The sequence below is a fragment of the Sutcliffiella horikoshii genome, from assembly GCF_020524325.1.
GTDB lineage: Bacteria > Bacillota > Bacilli > Bacillales > Bacillaceae_I > Sutcliffiella_A > Sutcliffiella_A horikoshii_D.
The window spans coordinates 57,971-74,812 of record NZ_JAIVKY010000011.1 but is presented as its reverse complement, the minus strand read 5'-3'; the positions used below and the strand labels follow the sequence as shown (position 1 = coordinate 74,812).

Genomic DNA, 16,842 nt, shown 5'->3' with positions numbered 1-16,842 from the left:
AGAAGGCTAGTAAGAAACCTAATTCAAATCATCATTCCCTCATTAATTCTTCCTGTTTTCTTATTTGCTTCAAGGATCAACGCGTCGATGTCTTTGTTTATTCTTATTAATCTGTCATGTAATGTGTTGACATCTTCGCCTCTTTTCAAATTTTCCAGCCTTTTTAGTTCTCTTTCTAATTGGACCATTTTTAGTTTCGTATCTGATATTGAGTTTTTATAATTCATCTTTTCCGTCCCCTCCTGTTACTCCTTACTCTGCTCCTATTTTACTGGGAAAACAACTTTTAATGTGTTGTTCTCAAAGCAAAATTTCATCATTGAACGGAAGCCATTTTTTCAGTATAATTTCTTTGAGAAGTTAAATAATAAAATGTTTTTTTGTGGATTTTTCTAGAGATCACTCTATTTTCGCCACACGATTGTCTTAGGACAATCGTGTGGCTTTTTTGTATTCACAGCGAAGACTTAATTGAAAGAGGGTAACTATTATGAAGACTTGGCATTATGCGTTCATGGTATTTTTAGGTGGCTGCAGTCTTGGGATCTTATCAACATTCGTGAAGCTTGCTTATGCTGCAGGTTATAGCATGGCTGAGGTAACAGGCAGTCAAGTATTAGTTGGGGCTATCATCATTTGGATTGTTACATTATTTATCCAAAAGAAAAAATTACGTAGTCTTCAATCACTGAAGATTGTATTAGCAGGGATACCCATGGGGCTAACAGGACTGCTTTACTACCAATCCTTGCAAACGCTTGAAGCTTCTTTGGCCATCATTTGCTTGTTTCAATTCATCTGGATTGGGACATTAATTGAATGGATTTTCTATAAGCATCGCCCTTCCTCAGGTAAAATTTTATCTATTGTGATTTTACTTTCTGGATCCGTTTTGGCTGCAGGTCTATTTGGGGAAAGTGTTGAAACCATTTCTTTGCAAGGTACTTTATGGGGAATACTTGCTGCTTTTACTTTTTCTATTTTTATATTTTTAAGCGGAATTATAGGTAAAGAAGTTAATCCTATTCAAAAAAGTGCTCTCTTATCGACTGGGGGCTTAATTGTAACTTTCTTATTGTTTCCCCCATTATTTTTAGTGGACCTACCAACTGTAATTGGAATAGCACCTTATGGATTCATACTAGGTATTTTTGGTGTCGTTTTGCCCCCCTTACTCTTTTCGGTCGGAATGCCACATGTGGGACCAAGCCTAGGGACAATCCTTACAGCCTCTGAACTCCCTGTTGCAGTAATCATGTCAGCATGGGTATTATCCGAACAAATCAGTTTGTACCAATGGGCAGGGGTTGCACTTATTTTATGCGGCATTGTGGCCGGAAATAGAAAGTACTGACTGCTGAAACCTTATTTGTTGCTCATCAATGGGCTGTTGAGTTAATAATAGAAAGTAAGATTACTCCGAGAGGAAGGATTCCATGGCGAAAAAAAATTGGATTAAAGGATTACTTCTTGCGATATTAGTAGGTTCCTTGCTGTTCATCAATCACAACTACCTAAATATCAGTCCAGAAGGAATTCGAGAATGGATTCTATCCTTTGGTATATTTGCACCCCTTATTTACATCATCTTGTATACAATTCGCCCACTTATCTTGTTCCCTGCCTCTATCCTCTCTCTAGCAGCAGGACTCGCTTTTGGGGCAATTTGGGGGACTATATATACAATCATTGGTGCAACACTAGGGGCTATCGTTTCTTTTTTGGTTGCAAAAAAATTCGGCAAACAAATTATTAAAAATCAAACTTCGAATGTGAGAGTCCAAAAGATCCAGTCGCAAATGGAGGAAAATGGGTTTTTCTATGTTCTCTTGCTTCGTTTAATTCCTCTTTTCAACTTTGACCTGATAAGTTACTTAGCAGGGCTATCCAAAGTCAAGCTGTCGCATTTTATTTTGGCTACAGTAATTGGGATTATTCCAGGTACTTTTGCTTATAATTTTCTTGGATCTAGTTTTGTCGGCGATAATAAATTTCTCATCATCATAGCAGTTATCGTTTTTGTTTTAATTAGTGTACTTCCTTTAATTTTCAGTAAAAAAGTCCGAGGGAAATTAGGCTTTACCAAAAATGGTGGGTGAGAGGTGAATTTTCAACATGAAAAAGTATGATCTAATAGTTATTGGAGGAGGAGCGGGAGGATTAACGGTAGCGGCCGGCGCAGCTTCTTTAGGAGCAAAGGTTGCCTTAATAGAAAAAGAAGAACAGCCTGGGGGTGACTGTTTACACTTCGGTTGCGTTCCATCCAAAGCTTTAATTGAGATTGCAAACCGTATAAACAGTGCCCGTTCCCTTGAAGAGTTCGGCGTTCAAGTTTCAGAGAATATCCAGATGGAAGCTGTCATGAAAAAAGTGAAGGAAGCCATTGACCATATTCAAGTGCATGATGATGCCGATCGATTCCGAAAACTAGGGGTGGATGTTTATATTGGAATGGGTGCTTTTCACTCTAAGAATGAAGTGATTATCAATAATGGAGAAATCATTCATGGGAAGAGAATAGTAATTTCTACAGGTTCAAGGCCCTTTATCCCACCAATTCCTGGTTTAAAAGAGAATGGATTTATTACCAATGAAACTATCTTTTCTTTATCCACATTACCGAAAAGGCTATTAGTATTAGGCGGCGGTCCAATAGGAATTGAGATGGCTCAGGCGTTGGCGAGACTAGGAAGTGATGTGACGGTTGTTGAGAGGTCTGATGGTATTTTAGTAAAAGAGGACGAAGAAGTACAGCAACTCATGAAAAATGTTCTCTCTAAAGAAATGAAGCTACTCTATAATGCTACAGTCAAATCTATTGAACCTGGACCAAACGGGAAAGTTGTTCATCTAACGGTGGAAAAAGGAGAACAGGAAATCTCTATTGAAGCAGATGAAATACTCGTTGCAACAGGCAGAACACCTAACTCTGACAAACTTCAATTAAATAATGCCAATGTAGAAACGGATGATCGTGGGCATATAAAAGTGAATGCACGCCTGCAAACGAACCTCCCTCACATCTATGCTGTAGGTGATGTAAATGGAACATTACCTTTTACACATGTAGCCGGTATGGAGGGTAAGCTAGTCGTCCAAAACGCACTTATAGGATTGAGGAGAAAAATAGATTATTCTAATGTTCCATGGGTCACCTACACTTCACCGGAAGTATTTCATTTAGGTTTAACAGAGGAAGAAGCAAAAGAACAAAAACTGGATTATGACGTCTACAAGGTTGATTTATCGGAAGTTGATCGATTCGTAACAGATCACCAGACAACTGGTTTTGTAAAAATCATCACGGATAAAAAAGGCCACATAATTGGTGCCCATGCGGTTGGAAACCATGCTGGTGACTGGATGCAAGAGGTGGTGTTTTCTAAGCAGTTTAAAAAGAAAATCGGCAGCATTTCCAATGTCATTCATCCATATCCAAATCATAGTGCAGCAGTTCAACGTACAGCGGATGCCTTTTGGAGAAAGAAGTTATTTGAAGGATTTTTGCCTAAGTTGATGGAGGAGTATATTAGGTGGTTTAGATAATATACCGGTTTGGCGGTAAAGTAAAAACAGAAGGGGGAGTCCCTTCTGTTTTATATTAAACTTTCCCATTTCAGATGCTCCAAATCTTGTATACACCTTACTTCTTTTTTAAACCACTCTATATTGCCAGCAAACCTTTGTGAGCATTCAAATTCAATTCTTGCAGCCTTATTGCCCTGTACACAACGGAGGTTTGCGAGAAATTTTTGCTTACCATTTGGTTTGTCGAGGCTTACAACAACGTAGGGGAGTAATTCATATTGATACCCTGCTTCTAAGCTATCAAAATAATTCTCTTTGATGATATCTCTAATTCTTAGATAATCCTCGTCAGCAAGCCCCCACCTAATTACTATAATTCCATCTGGAAGTATGACAGAAAGCTTAAGATGGCTTCCAAAAGGATCTTTAGAAGCCTTCAAGATTTTCAGGTTTTGGTGGTTTGTTTGCTTGGAGTACTCCATCTTAGTTTGATCCCCCGCCATCGCTTCCTCCACCATGATTGTTAAGTTGGTTGAACTGATATCTAGTTGTTTCTGATTCAATATTTTGATTGCCTCTGTTCACATCCGGAGCCTGACCCATTCCTTTATTCTTTTTATCCATATAAATAGTGATTCCGATTAGCAGCACTATTGGTACGATAATAAATAACCAGATCATGTGAGACTCCTCCTTTGGATCTTATGTATATAATACGATTTCCTTTCTTAAAAGTTTCATTGATTTAATATTCTGTTATTTTATAATGCTGTTTAATCACTTCTATTAGACAGCTATACTTGTATACAAGATGATTTGGGCGTATAGAGCTCTTCTATTTGACCGTTCTTCTTATTTATACCTTGCTTCAGGTGTATAGAACCTTCACCATCACATCACCAATGTTGCATATTCAATAACCATCCTGATACGAAATCGAATCATCTTCCATCTCTTTCAACATCTCTACCCAATCTGTTTGGCTTAACAAATTGCTCGGCAATCCAATAAAAGGAGACGTCGCTTCACTCCACCCATTGGCAGTATCTTGGATGCGGACGAGTGTCGCTTCAACTTCCTTAGGAAAAGAGACTATATCCAATCTATCCATGTCTTCTTCTAGAAAGGTGTCCTCTAAATACCCGAGCTCTCCTGTAATTAAATTTGCACTAGTCTTAGTCGCAAACTGTAAACCATCAGCATGTCTTGGATAAATCGCTTTGGCCAACTTTTCTATTTCGTAACTAGTATTCTCTATAGCTTTGAAGCCCTCTTTTAATTGTAACCATTGTGCGTATGGAATCTCATTTTCACTCATAAGTGATTTCAAAGTATGGGAAGTAGTATGCGTTTCCACTTGCAGATCCCATACCATTTCTTTGAGATGCGGATTCAAATACTCTTGTTGCTTTTTTTCTTCCACATGCTTCTGAAATCCATAAAAGACGGAAATAAATAAAAGAAACACCAAAATATAATATTGCTTGCTTGATTGTTGAAACATTTTTATTACCTCAAATCTTTATTAATACTTTCAACCCTATTCCATTTCCTCTGGAATTAATTGTGACATATGTCTAACATAATCCCCACCATAAGAGCCTCCTCCACCGTGGCGGAACGTATGCTCAAGACGAACCGGTGCACCCTCGCCATTATGAGCTTGCCATCGATACATATATAAATGGCTGGAAGGGATCAAACCCGTTTCAGCTGGATACAAATCAAAGGAACCAATCACTTCTTTCCATTCACTTGGCAATTTAATATACCCGTAACTTTTTTCTCCAGATTCAACTGAATGTTTCATTTGGACTTTCGGATTGTAAACCTCCAATTGATTATCATCCCCTACTGACGTCACAGAATAATTCCGCTCAGAAGTCAAATAGAACTCCCATTCACGTACCACGTCCTTGGGATGAACATTCCAATAAATATAAGATTTCCCCTCGTTTACTACTATTTGAGGTTCCGAAGCAGTCGCTGCACCAACACATTCCCATTTCCAACCATTCCAAACCCATATGCTCGAACCATAGGATTCACCATCATTTGATAAGAGGGGAACGAAATAAGTTTTTTCATCTAATTGCATAACGTCTTGGATTTCCATTTCCTGCATACGAAAATCCATGTTTTCAATAATTTCGTTTTCTGAATAGAAAGCTTTGGGTGTCATCATTATGTACATAATAATCGCGACTGTTACCAGTGCCATTATAATAGATAACACTAAGATTGCTTTTTTCGTCATTCAGCATTCCCCCTTTCTTCTAAAAAGGAAGCCGTCTTTGATCTATAGTAATGCTGCTTTTTCTTCGTGGTAACAAGCAATCCCTTTCCGTCATGTTCCACATAAACTTGAATCTTTTCACCGGTTTTCGTTTTTACTCCTGTTAACAGATAAGGAAATTTCTCTTGAATTTCGACTGGCTCTTCACTCTCTTCTTCTGGCCACATCTGCTCTGTTATTTCTTCATACCATTGAATGACGTTCGAGCGCTCGTGTTTAAAAGTAGCTAGGGAGTCATCAAACTTTTCTTCATTTATTGTCAAATCTTCTCCAGAAGGATGGGTCACCAACAACTGCACTTCTGAAACATCTGTAAGATACGTCCGAACCTCATCGTCCGGATAGAACACAGCAGCTAAACCGATTGAAAGTAATGCCGTACTTAAAAAAATGAAGTTGCCTCCAAATCCCATCCATGCATATTTACGGTAGGCTTCCCAACGTCCTTTTCTATTCAAAACCCCATATAATATCCATACTCCAAGCGGCAGAATCGCAATGGAAAATGGTTCATTAAAAAGTGGTAAAGTGAAGGTAAATGAAAATAACCCCAATAAAACAACAATAATTATCTTCCATAATTTTGGACGTTCTTCTGCATCTTGCCCACGATAAATACGGGCAACAAGCATAGCAATCAATCCCCATGCAAGCAAGATACAAAGCAACTCAACAATGTTATCCGCATACCCGAAATTAATAGTCAGATTCCACACCCCATTCCATATATTAACCACCTCTATAATTCTACCATTCTCACGTAACAAACCCAATAACAGGAAAAAGTTCAATCCTAATTAAAAAAGGAACTCCTCGTATTTGCCAAAGAGTCCCCTAATAAGTAATGATATGTTGTTTACGTATAAACACTAGCACATGTTCCTGCAATCGGTTCGTAATAACAATGCTGCTTGAATTGACCGGCAAAAGGTTGGTCATACCATGTTGGAGGACATGGTGCGTATGGATTGAAATACCATAAAGCGTATTTTGCTGGATGCTCTCTCCAAGAAGTCAACGTCTTTCTCGCTAAGTTTTTTTCAACCGATCTTGCTCTGTTATAAAATAAATTACCCTTTTGAACCGCTTCAAATGAATAATTTCCTCCCTGTACTTGATAAATGACTTGACGAATAGTTCTTACTTCTTTGAAGTCCAAACAATCTGCTACCGCACGATTGGTTATAACATTGCCGACATAAAGCATTCCTTGCTTGCCTTCACCTTCTGCTTCCGCTCTCATCATCCTTGCCACTAACGCTACATCTGATTCCGTAAACTTAACTCTAGCCATAATTTCACCTCAACACCATAGTATGAAAAAACGCCTAGATTGGTTTATGATATTTTCAAAAACCGGTAGTATTAGATTGGTTTTGCAGTTTTAATGACGATTCCCTTCTCTTGTAACATATTCGTGATGCGTTCAAGTTTTAGCCCTTGATCAGATGAACCCGCTTTTGAAATTAAAAACTTATCATCTTTTCCTTTTCCTTTGCCCACATAAAACAATAAATTACGTTTGGTTTCAATGACCTTTAAAGATTGGTCGACAGGGATTTTCACCTTTTCCTTACCAAGTACAAATGCATCAAATCGGGGATCGAACCCAACCTGATATGTATTATTGGATTTAAAATATAACGAATGAAGTTTGTTGCTTCTACTTTCAATAATCTTTCTGAACAATAAGCGGATCAAGAAAAGAATGACATAGTACATGACAATTCCAATTACAACGGTCACAATATTTAAAATAAGATATTGGGTGCCATCTTGTGCAATCTGAAGGTTGGCAATCATGTTGTAACCACAAAATAAGAAAAGGGCAATCAAGTTCCCCACAGTGGCCATTTTATTAATAGATTTAAAATACGGCATATTCCGGAATAATTCGTTGTAATCTTGCTTTTCAATTGGAAATTGAAACGTTATATTTTTTTTCAATGTTTACCTCCTGATGTTCAATGTATGTTCGCTTTTATGGGTAATTTGTAAATTCCAAATCCTGATCTATGACAATCCCCTGTTTCACATAACTGATCAGTTTAGCAGACTCCGCCTCTACCCGTTGTCTCCCATAGGGGTTAAGGAACCAGTTGTCTTCTCGTGTAGTTTTATCATTAACTGGACAAAGAGAATAGTCGATCCAATCGGGCATATAGGTTCTGAGTTTAAGGTTCATTCGCCTCATATGGTAATGACTTGTCACCACAAGCAACCGGTTTATTTTATGTAGATGAAGCGCTCTATCTAAAACAAGCAAAGAAGCCAGCACATTTTCTTTCGTGTGGAGGGACTGGTTCTCGATAAGAATATCCTCGGATGGCACCCCTAATTCCATTGCCTTCTCCGCCAAGAGCTGCGCCTCGCTAAGCTGGTTTCCGTCCCAAACTACTCCACCTGAAAATAATATTTTCCCTGCTCTTCCTTTCTTATAAAGCTCAATGGCTGGAGGCAACCGATAATCGACTGCCTTGCTGCTCCCCGGAACAAAAATACAGTCACCGCTTCTATTGTCATCTTTTATATTTCTAAAAAGCAGGTCGGTCATCTGCTCATCCGTCAGTTTGTTGACATCTAATTGTGAAATAGGTAGCTTCATGGTATTACTCCCACGATATGTATTTTTTGACTAGTTCTAATTCCCATTATACATACAAAATTAGAGACTTTTTTATTTTTTTCAAAAAAAGTGATCCAGTTTCTGATCCGCTCCGTTAGGTAAATGAAACCAACTAAAAAGGAGTGCTTAGAACATGAACTGGAAAAAAGCAATCGTAGCCGTACCACTTAGCGTAGGATTATTAGTACCAACTTTTCAAGTAGCAAGTGCACACGATGGAGAACATCATCATCCACACGCATCTGTTTCCACCCCGGCATCTGACTTGAGAGCGTCATTGGATGCATTATTATCAGAGCATGCTTTCTTGGCAGTCGTAGCCATGCAAAAGGGAATTGACGGAGCGGAAGACTTCGATCAAGCAGCTGGCGCATTAAACGCAAACACAGATGACTTGTCCGCAGCAGTCGCTTCTGTCTATGGTGAAGAAGGCGGTGCAGCATTTAAAGAAATCTGGAGCAGCCATATTGGTTACTTCGTCGATTATGTAACAGCAACAGCAGAAGACAATGAAGAAGGCAGACAACAGGCGTTAGCCGAATTAGATGAATATACAGTAGAACAAGCAGCGTTTCTAGACACTGCAACAGAAAGTCGCTTAAAGGCAAGTGAACTTGAAGCTGGTTTAAAAATGCATGTAGAGCAATTAGTATGGGCATTTGACAACTATGTCGCTGGTGATTTTGAAAAAGCATACGAAAACATGCGTCACGCAATTGAGCACATGTACGCACCTGGTAAAGGATTATCTTGGGCAATCACTGACCAATTCCCTGATAAATTTGAGAATACTAGTGTTGACACTCCAGCAGCTGACTTACGCGCTGACTTGAACCACCTTTTCGCCGAGCACGCTGCTTTAGCAGTACTTGCGATGCAAAAAGGAATTGATGGAGCTGGTGATTTTGAAAATGCTGCAGGTGCTTTAAATGAAAACACAACTGACCTATCTGCTGCCGTAGCATCAGTTTACGGTGAAGAAGGTGGAGCAGCATTTGAAGAAATTTGGAGTAGCCATATCGGTTATTTCGTAGATTATGTAGTTGCAACTGGTGAGGAAAATGAAGAAGGCCGTGAAGCAGCAATCGCTGAGTTGGAAGAGTATAAAGTAGAACAAGCTGCATTCTTAGACACAGCTACAGAAGGCCGTCTAAAAGCCGCAGACCTTGAAAAAGGATTGCAAATGCACGTTGATGAGCTACTTCTAGCTTTCAACAGCTATAATGAAGCAGACTATGAAACAACTTACAACACAATTCGTGAATCTTATGCGCATATGTTCGGTGTAGGCGAAATGATGTCTGGTGCAATTGTGGACCAATTCCCAGAGAACTTTGAAAAAGACATGCCGACTGACATGCCTGCAGCAGGTATGGGTGGTGCAGCAAACAGTGGAATGAACGCTGCTATCGCTTGGACTGTTGCTGGACTGATCTCCGCGATTGTCTTAACACAAATCATTGCATATAGAAGAAAAGCTACACAAGAATAATAGTTTTAGCTAAGAAGAGAGGGGCTTTTCCCTCTCTTTCCTACTATCATTTTCAAGAAGGAGTATAACTATGAGACTACTAACCGCTTTATCATTCATGCTTCTTTTACTGATCGGATGTAGTGCTGAGAACAATTCGGAGACAGCCTCTGAACAAGCTTCACAGGTAGAGACTACAAGCGAAACAACTGCATCAACGGAGACAGCAGCCCCTGCCAATCAAAAGACTCCCCTCCCTCCCCGTACACAAACCACGAACGAAAACGGGAAAGTCATTAAAGATGAATCCATCAGCATCGAGCCCCACCGAATTGAAATCCCCTCCATCGGAGTCGATGCACTTGTTGAACAAGTAGGCGTTATCGAAAACGGTCAAATGGGAGTACCCGAATCTTTTGAAACGGTCGGATGGTACAATGAAGGCCCCATGCCGGGAGAGCGTGGAAACTCCGTCATCTCCGGCCATGTCGACAGTCGTAACGGCCCTGCTGTATTTTTTGACCTGAAGAATCTAGAGGCCGGTGACGAAATCATTGTTTCTAGTGCTGATGGGGAATCACTGACATATGTGGTGGATAGAATAGAAACTTACCCTGAGAATGAGTCTCCTGTTGAAGCAATTTTTGATTATTCGTTTCAGAGCAATTTAAACCTGATTACCTGCACAGGGACGTTTAACCGGGAAAGCAGGAATTATTCCGATCGGTTGGTTGTGTATAGTAGTTTGAAGAAGTGATAAATGTTTTTTTATTGGCGAGAGGTCTTGGTTAAGACCTCTCTGACTTGGATTCTCTCCAACAGAAGTCTTCATACGCTCTATCAAGACCTCTCTGACTTGGATTCTCGCCAACAGAAGTCTTCATACCACCTATCAAGACCTAGCCGACCTTAATTCTCCCCATCTGATGTCTTCATACCACCTATCAAGACCTCACTGACCTCCATTCTGGCCAACAGATGTCTTCATACCACTTATCAAGACCTCGCCGACCTTAATTCTCCCCATCTGATGTCTTCATACCACCTATCAAGACCTCACTGACCTCCATTCTGGCCATCAGATGTCTTCATACCACTTATCAAGACCTCGCCGACCTTAATTCTCCCCATCTGATGTCTTCATACTCTCTTAGTTTACTGCGCCACACTCCCCGCTTCCACAGAACGGACCTCCTCCTGCTTCTCACCAATCTCTGGATGCACTTTTCGAATTACAGACGGTCTCGCCATAATCAGCGTGATAACAATAAGCATTCCAGCGGATAAAAGCAAGATCCACTCCCCCGGAAAGACATCATACAATACCCCGTAAATCACCATACCAAGAGGAATTAGCGCCATCGCCATCGTTTCAATAATGGAAAATACACGCCCCTTGAATTCGTCAGCAACGGTCTTTTGAAGCATCACTTGCAAAGGTGTATTTACGATAATTATGAGTGAACCGAAGCTGAACATGAGAAACATATAATAAGAGAACATTATCCAGTATGACATCGACAACAACAGCGGAAGAGAAATCGCCCCCATAACCGCTCCCATTCCTAGGATTCCCTTTTTGGAAACAAGCAGCGGAAATTTCACTTCTTTTCGCCCGGAAAAATAAATCGACATTAGCAACATGCCAAGCGAAAATGCTCCTTGTGTGAAACCAAAATGCTGAGACTCCATTTTCAGATTATCAATCAGGATATAGGAATACCCAACTTCATAAGCCCCGAAAAGAAAGTTAATAAGTAAAAGTATCCAGAGTATGGGCAAAATTGAATTTTGCACACGCAAGTAGCGTAAACCCGCTTTCATGCTCTGCATCATGGATTCCTTCTTCTCCCCCTCCTCTCCGCTCGCCTTAACTTCAGAAAATAAACGGAAATTCATCGTTGATTCCAAAATTACGGCAAAGATAGAGGCAACAATAAACATTATAAGGAATACAGGAATCGGTACTGTTCCATACAAAAGCCCGCCGACAGCAGGGCTTCCTATAGCTGCAAAAGAAATGGCCATCTGGTTCATTGACATTGCTTTTTGAATACGAGCCTGATCAATTAATCCTGTGATGGATGAAGTAAATGCAATTCCAGAAAACATGGAAGTCAAAGAAAGTATACTAGTTGTTGTGTAAATTGCTATGAGGGAGAGTCCTGATGTTAGGGAATAGATGAGAAGTCCTGTGATGGCAAGAGTTGTGGCTATTTGTGAGAAAATAACAATCTTTTTTCTAGAATATCGATCCGTGATGGCTCCAGCAAATGGTCCTGCAAGTGTTCGTGGGAGTATATTACATAGAAGATTAGTTGCAAAGCTTGTTGCAGACCCGGTAAGTTGCAAAATATAAAAACTAATGGCAAATGCATATACCTGTGATCCAAAGGTGGAGATTAATTTACTAATCATAAAGGTGTACAGATGATATGTTGCTCTTTTCAGCTTTAAGCTTTCCTCCATTAAAAGCACCCCGTTTTAATAAAAGTTTAATTTAATTAAACAAATCTTACCATACCAAGGTATTCCAATTCAAGAAAAAGTTTAATATAATTAAACAAATATATTTTTCAAAAAGGAGGCACACCTCTATGCTCGGAAATCGGATACGAAAATTAAGAAAACAAAAGAAGATGACGTTGGAAGCATTGGCAGGGACAGAGCTGACAAAAGGAATGCTCAGCCTGATTGAAAATAACAAGGCCAATCCATCCATGGAAAGTCTTACTTATATTGCTCATCAGCTTGGTGTGGAGAGATCAGAATTATTAGGGGAGGGCCATTCTCAAGAACTGAGAGAAATATTAGAACGTGCTGAAAAGATTTTCAATGTACCATTGCTAGAACTCACTGACAAATATTCGCAACTTATCGCACAAATCGAACCTCACTTAGATAAGCTTAACCATGGATATGAGAGTGCAAGACTTTTAGAGATATATAGCTATTCTCTGCAACGGCAACAACGTACTGGTTGGGAAAGTCTTCTTAAGACAGCTTCTGACATGTTTGACGAGATGAACATTTCCTCCAATCGAACGTCCATTGGGATTTTTCGTTCATCTATAGCATTTTCTGAACATAACTACCAAGAAGCATTACGTATTTTTATAAATGAACGAGTAGAAATTGAAGCCAAGCACGCCTACATAGAACCGATGGCAAGACTTGATCTTGATTATACGGAAGCCGTGTACTTATATGCAGTCGGGAATTCCAAAGCAGCAGTTGAAACGATGGAAAAGGCACTTGCCTATTCAAAAGAAAAACGTATCTTTTATTTGACAGATGACCTCTACCGTCTCGCCGCTGCACATGCATTGATGGAGGGAGATATACAAAAAAAAGAGTATTATTTAAGAAAGTTAAAGCAATACGGAGAATTTGCAGATCACGACTCCTCCATTTATTTTTGTGAATTATTCGCCATTATGGATTTGATAGCAGAAAAGAAAGAATACGAACAGGCACTTGCCAGAATTGAAGATTGCTTTTCTTCCTTAGAATTAGTGGATTTCTATGCACCTTGGTTGAATTTAGAAAAAGCTAAAGCCCTTTACTATTTGGGACGCTATGAAGAGGCATATCAAACAATAGAATTGTTCATCATGCCTGACCTTCACCATCCTATTGACTTGTCATTTTTATATATAAAAGAATCCTACCAAGCACTCCTTCTTATGGAGTTCGGAAAAAAGGCAGAAGCCGTAACTGCCGCCCAAAAAGCCGTCGATAACTTTGAGCCTCTCCTGGAATCAAAAATGAAGGACTTCAGTAGAAAAGTGTTGGAGCAAGTTAGTGGGTAACTGGGGCACCGCGACCCACTAAGGGTCGCAGTGCCTGTCCCTAAAGCCCATAAAAATACTTTTTAAAATATTCTGATATCTGTTACAATGTATCTTAATAAATTTCAATGAGATTGGGGTTTTCACTATGGAAAACTTTTTTCTGTTTGTCTTTATGAGTATCTTACTTATCCTTCTGCCTGGTCCTGACACTGCCATCGCCACGAAAAACACGTTATCTGCCGGGAGAATTGGCGGATTCAAAACCGTTTTAGGTACCTTTTGCGCGATCCTCATCCATACCTTTGCAGCCGTGGTTGGTCTATCCGCAATCATTGTTAAATCTGCATTTCTGTTCTCTGTTTTTAAATACGTTGGTGCGATCTACCTTGTCTATCTAGGGGTAAAAACAATTTGGGTACTTCGCAACAAGAAAGACGAAATTCCAATGGACAGCAATGTTGCTAATAAATTTAAAAATCAATCCCACTTTAAACAAGGTTTCTTGACTAATATGCTGAATCCAAAAGTTGCCGTCTTTTTCCTGACCTTCCTGCCACAATTCGTTGATTCTGGAACAAGCACAATAGGACCGTTCCTTCTAATGGGAATTACCTACGCTGTCCTGACAGCCATTTGGTTTGTCCTTTACATCTATCTAGTAGATCAGATTAGCGCATTTATGAAAAAACCGCGAACCACTACAGTTATTGAATCTATTACAGGGATTGTGTTGATTGGGTTTGGAGTAAAATTAGCTATGGAAAAGGGCTCGCAGTAATAATAGTCAAATTAATGAAAAGCCAAACAACCTATTGCTACCAGGTCGTTTGGCTTTTTTTAATTTTTACAAGAAGGCATCCCCGGTACTTCCCCACTCGATGGCTCTAACCTCTTTTGCTTACACTGTTCCTCTAGGCCCACCATCAGGAGCTTTTGGATAGCTATTGTTTCTGGAGTTCGATTGGCTGGATAGGCAAGATTGATTTCCTCTAACGGATCTTTAGTCAAATTGTAAAGTTCATATTGATCCGGAACTGGTCTCGTTTTAGTGGTCGTGATGCACAATGAACAGTCCACATGCTCACCTGTAGATGTTTGAGAAACTTGAGTGGTTGTGACGTTCTCAACTCCCGGATTACTCCAAAATTGTGGGTTATCGTAACAACGTGTAAGTTTCCAGATTTCCTTTGTGCCATTTTCGCCTGTAGAGAGCTTAGTGATAATAGCTTCAGTGTGGTTTGGTTGAATGACAGAATGATAGGGTTCGCCGGTTGCAGATACTTGATTGAGACCTTGGGTAACATCGTCATCACTCATAAAATAAAGCGGTTCGTTGGCACGGTAGAATTTGTCTTGCCCCATGAGTAGCGGCGTCAGGTCTCGCCCTACTAGTGGATGAACTTCTGTGTGATCGCGTTTAAGTTGCTGTTGAATCTCTTCTGCGTCGATGTCTGCGAGTCCTAACATGGTCGGTAGCACATCGACATGGCTTGTTAACATATCTGTAGTTTCTTTTCCGGAAAATAATTTTGGGCTATGGATAATCAATGGCACATGGATGGATTCCTCGTAGGTGTTATACCATTTTTGATAAAGGCCGCCATGTGCACCAAGAAGCTCTCCGTGGTCAGACAGAAAAATGACAATTGTATTTTCATAAAAGGTGGAATCTTGTAAGGTCCTAAAAACCTTCCCCATTTCTTGGTCTGCTTTCTTTTGCAAGGAATAATAGAGCTGTCTGTATGATACGTTGTCTCGGATTGGTTGAAGTGCCTTGGGGTAAATTTCGCGATAGCTTTCTTGGGCGGAAGGCTTGGTACTTAGTGATTCATTGGCAGTCGGCGGTGGCGGGATGAAAGGTACAGATGGATCAACTTCAAAGTTAAACAATGGACTTAGCTCTGTGTAAATGCCATAAATTGCAATGTCATGCGGGTTGACAAGTGAGCACATCACAAACCACGGGGAAGAATCCCTATGACATTCATTTTCCAATAACTGAAGGAGCTCTACTGTTTCTTGGGCATAGATGACATCCCTTCCGCTTAATCCAATGGCTGCTGAGCTAGCTGAATTCCGTGGGGATGAGCCGTGCGGTTCCGGTCCAACCCAGCCATCAAATCCGTAACTATTAAGGCGGTTGGATGCGAGGTATTTATCTACATTTCTCTTGTCCGGCCTGCCTGTAGAGGTATAGCTTGGCAGAGAATTTTTGGTTCCAGGAATGAGAATATCCTCTTCTGACGCATGCCATTTGCCTTTCCAGAAAGTTTTGTAGCCTGCTGCCCGAAAATATTCACCCATAGTCGGCACGGTGTTAGGATCAAGCCAAAACATGTCTGGGTCAAAAGAGGTTTTCGCTGCGCCACTTGTTTGAGTCACCCCATGAAGGGATGGGTATTGTCCGGTGTATAGAGTGGTTCTGCTTGGAGAGCAGGCAGTGCTCCCAACATAGTGGTTAGTAAATTCGAATCCGTTCTTTTTTAAAAGCTCTTGAGTTTGCAAGTTTTCCCTTTGCCATTTTCTAAGTTCTTCGTTTTCATATATGCTTGGGTAACGTTGCTGATCCACCATCAGGATGAGAAAATTGGGTCTCTTAATTGTCCGCGATTCTTTAGCCATCGTTGTCCCACCTTTTCAGTTTAAACTATTCCATCTTAACTATATGCACAGAAGTTTTAGCTTATTTCAAGGACAAGTATCTTGACACTTATCGGGTTGAAGTGCCTGTCCCTTCTACCCTCGACCATGTTATAATAGGAACGGATGTGAGGTGTTAAGAAATGAATAAACGATGGACTATTGGAAAGATAAATGAATTTGTTGAGAAGAATTCAGATAGTAAATTGCTATCGACTGAATACCACGGATTCTCTCAGAAGTTACTGTTTAAATGTGAGTGTGGCAGCAACTTCGAAAAGACTTTTACAAAATTTAAGAATAATAACCAACGCAAATGTGACGTGTGCCAGCCACCAAAGGCTTCCCGTTAATAGATACTATTAAAAGCGCCAATGGAAATTGGCGCTTTTTTGTTTTGTCTGCTATATGTAAAAGAACCATCCTATGGCAGGAACTCTAATTGTTTTATCGAAATAGTTGTTACCGAATACTTTTGAGGAGGAGT

At 40.0% G+C, this 16,842-nt stretch carries 19 protein-coding genes; 8 read left to right on the top strand and 11 right to left on the bottom strand.

What is annotated here, in order from left to right:
• Positions 1-23: 23 nt before the first annotated feature.
• The gene (locus LC091_RS16935; RefSeq protein WP_226683209.1) at positions 24-227 is read right to left on the bottom strand and encodes a hypothetical protein; all 204 of its coding nucleotides are present in this window, start codon (positions 225-227) and stop codon (positions 24-26) included.
• A gap of 263 nt (positions 228-490) precedes the next feature.
• Between LC091_RS16935 and LC091_RS16930 the strand changes: the two genes are divergently transcribed.
• From LC091_RS16930 to LC091_RS16920, 3 genes are all read left to right on the top strand, one after another.
• Positions 491-1,354, top strand: coding sequence for an EamA family transporter (locus LC091_RS16930; RefSeq protein WP_226683208.1), 864 nt, complete (start codon positions 491-493; stop codon positions 1,352-1,354).
• 82 nt (positions 1,355-1,436) lie between these two features.
• Complete coding sequence (locus LC091_RS16925) at positions 1,437-2,099, top strand: TVP38/TMEM64 family protein (protein WP_226683207.1); 663 nt, start codon at positions 1,437-1,439, stop codon at positions 2,097-2,099.
• Positions 2,100-2,115: 16 nt separating this feature from the next.
• Positions 2,116-3,546 (top strand): dihydrolipoyl dehydrogenase family protein, encoded by a 1,431-nt coding sequence (locus tag LC091_RS16920; protein WP_226683206.1) that lies wholly within the window; start codon positions 2,116-2,118, stop codon positions 3,544-3,546.
• A 50-nt stretch (positions 3,547-3,596) separates the two neighbouring features.
• Here the strand turns inward: LC091_RS16920 and LC091_RS16915 are convergent, their stop codons facing one another.
• The 8 genes from LC091_RS16915 to LC091_RS16880 all read right to left on the bottom strand — a co-directional run bounded on the left by LC091_RS16915 (position 3,597) and on the right by LC091_RS16880 (position 8,429).
• On the bottom strand, positions 3,597-4,031 hold the full coding sequence (locus LC091_RS16915) for a hypothetical protein (protein WP_226683205.1): 435 nt from the start codon (positions 4,029-4,031) through the stop codon (positions 3,597-3,599).
• Positions 4,012-4,209 (bottom strand): hypothetical protein, encoded by a 198-nt coding sequence (locus tag LC091_RS16910; RefSeq protein WP_226683204.1) that lies wholly within the window; start codon positions 4,207-4,209, stop codon positions 4,012-4,014. The genes LC091_RS16915 and LC091_RS16910 overlap by 20 nt, the downstream gene beginning before the upstream one ends.
• A 232-nt stretch (positions 4,210-4,441) precedes the next feature.
• The gene (locus tag LC091_RS16905; protein WP_226683203.1) at positions 4,442-5,032 is read right to left on the bottom strand and encodes a hypothetical protein; all 591 of its coding nucleotides are present in this window, start codon (positions 5,030-5,032) and stop codon (positions 4,442-4,444) included.
• A 36-nt stretch (positions 5,033-5,068) separates the two neighbouring features.
• A complete protein-coding gene (locus tag LC091_RS16900; protein WP_226683202.1) occupies positions 5,069-5,785 on the bottom strand; it encodes a hypothetical protein in 717 nt (238 codons plus the stop codon).
• Entirely contained in the window at positions 5,782-6,540 is a 759-nt protein-coding gene (locus tag LC091_RS16895; RefSeq protein ID WP_226683201.1) for a DUF1129 domain-containing protein, read from the bottom strand. The genes LC091_RS16900 and LC091_RS16895 overlap by 4 nt, the downstream gene beginning before the upstream one ends.
• A gap of 140 nt (positions 6,541-6,680) precedes the next feature.
• Positions 6,681-7,118, bottom strand: a complete 438-nt coding sequence (locus LC091_RS16890) for a cell wall hydrolase (protein ID WP_226683200.1) — start codon at positions 7,116-7,118, stop codon at positions 6,681-6,683.
• A gap of 71 nt (positions 7,119-7,189) precedes the next feature.
• Positions 7,190-7,771 (bottom strand): hypothetical protein, encoded by a 582-nt coding sequence (locus tag LC091_RS16885; protein ID WP_226683199.1) that lies wholly within the window; start codon positions 7,769-7,771, stop codon positions 7,190-7,192.
• Between the two features lie 34 nt (positions 7,772-7,805).
• Positions 7,806-8,429, bottom strand: coding sequence for a YdcF family protein (locus LC091_RS16880; protein ID WP_226683198.1), 624 nt, complete (start codon positions 8,427-8,429; stop codon positions 7,806-7,808).
• Positions 8,430-8,583: 154 nt separating this feature from the next.
• Here LC091_RS16880 and LC091_RS16875 point away from each other — a divergent pair, with 154 nt between their 5' ends.
• Together LC091_RS16875 and LC091_RS16870 are read left to right on the top strand one after the other, a co-directional pair.
• On the top strand, positions 8,584-9,942 hold the full coding sequence (locus LC091_RS16875) for a copper amine oxidase (protein WP_226683197.1): 1,359 nt from the start codon (positions 8,584-8,586) through the stop codon (positions 9,940-9,942).
• Positions 9,943-10,012: 70 nt separating this feature from the next.
• Positions 10,013-10,678: a class F sortase gene (locus LC091_RS16870; RefSeq protein WP_226683196.1), complete on the top strand. Its 666-nt coding sequence runs from the start codon at positions 10,013-10,015 to the stop codon at positions 10,676-10,678.
• Between the two features lie 398 nt (positions 10,679-11,076).
• Here the strand turns inward: LC091_RS16870 and LC091_RS16865 are convergent, their stop codons facing one another.
• Positions 11,077-12,390, bottom strand: coding sequence for an MFS transporter (locus LC091_RS16865; RefSeq protein ID WP_226683195.1), 1,314 nt, complete (start codon positions 12,388-12,390; stop codon positions 11,077-11,079).
• A gap of 128 nt (positions 12,391-12,518) precedes the next feature.
• Here LC091_RS16865 and LC091_RS16860 point away from each other — a divergent pair, with 128 nt between their 5' ends.
• Together LC091_RS16860 and LC091_RS16855 are read left to right on the top strand one after the other, a co-directional pair.
• Entirely contained in the window at positions 12,519-13,733 is a 1,215-nt protein-coding gene (locus LC091_RS16860; RefSeq protein ID WP_226683194.1) for a helix-turn-helix domain-containing protein, read from the top strand.
• Positions 13,734-13,860: 127 nt separating this feature from the next.
• Positions 13,861-14,493: a LysE family translocator gene (locus LC091_RS16855; RefSeq protein WP_226683193.1), complete on the top strand. Its 633-nt coding sequence runs from the start codon at positions 13,861-13,863 to the stop codon at positions 14,491-14,493.
• Between the two features lie 59 nt (positions 14,494-14,552).
• Here LC091_RS16855 and LC091_RS16850 read toward each other — a convergent pair whose 3' ends face one another.
• Positions 14,553-16,337 (bottom strand): sulfatase-like hydrolase/transferase, encoded by a 1,785-nt coding sequence (locus LC091_RS16850; RefSeq protein WP_226683192.1) that lies wholly within the window; start codon positions 16,335-16,337, stop codon positions 14,553-14,555.
• Between the two features lie 161 nt (positions 16,338-16,498).
• Here LC091_RS16850 and LC091_RS16845 point away from each other — a divergent pair, with 161 nt between their 5' ends.
• Positions 16,499-16,708 carry a hypothetical protein gene (locus LC091_RS16845; protein ID WP_226683191.1) on the top strand — a complete coding sequence of 70 codons (210 nt, stop codon included), beginning with the start codon at positions 16,499-16,501 and terminating at the stop codon, positions 16,706-16,708.
• Positions 16,709-16,842: the final 134 nt, after the last annotated feature.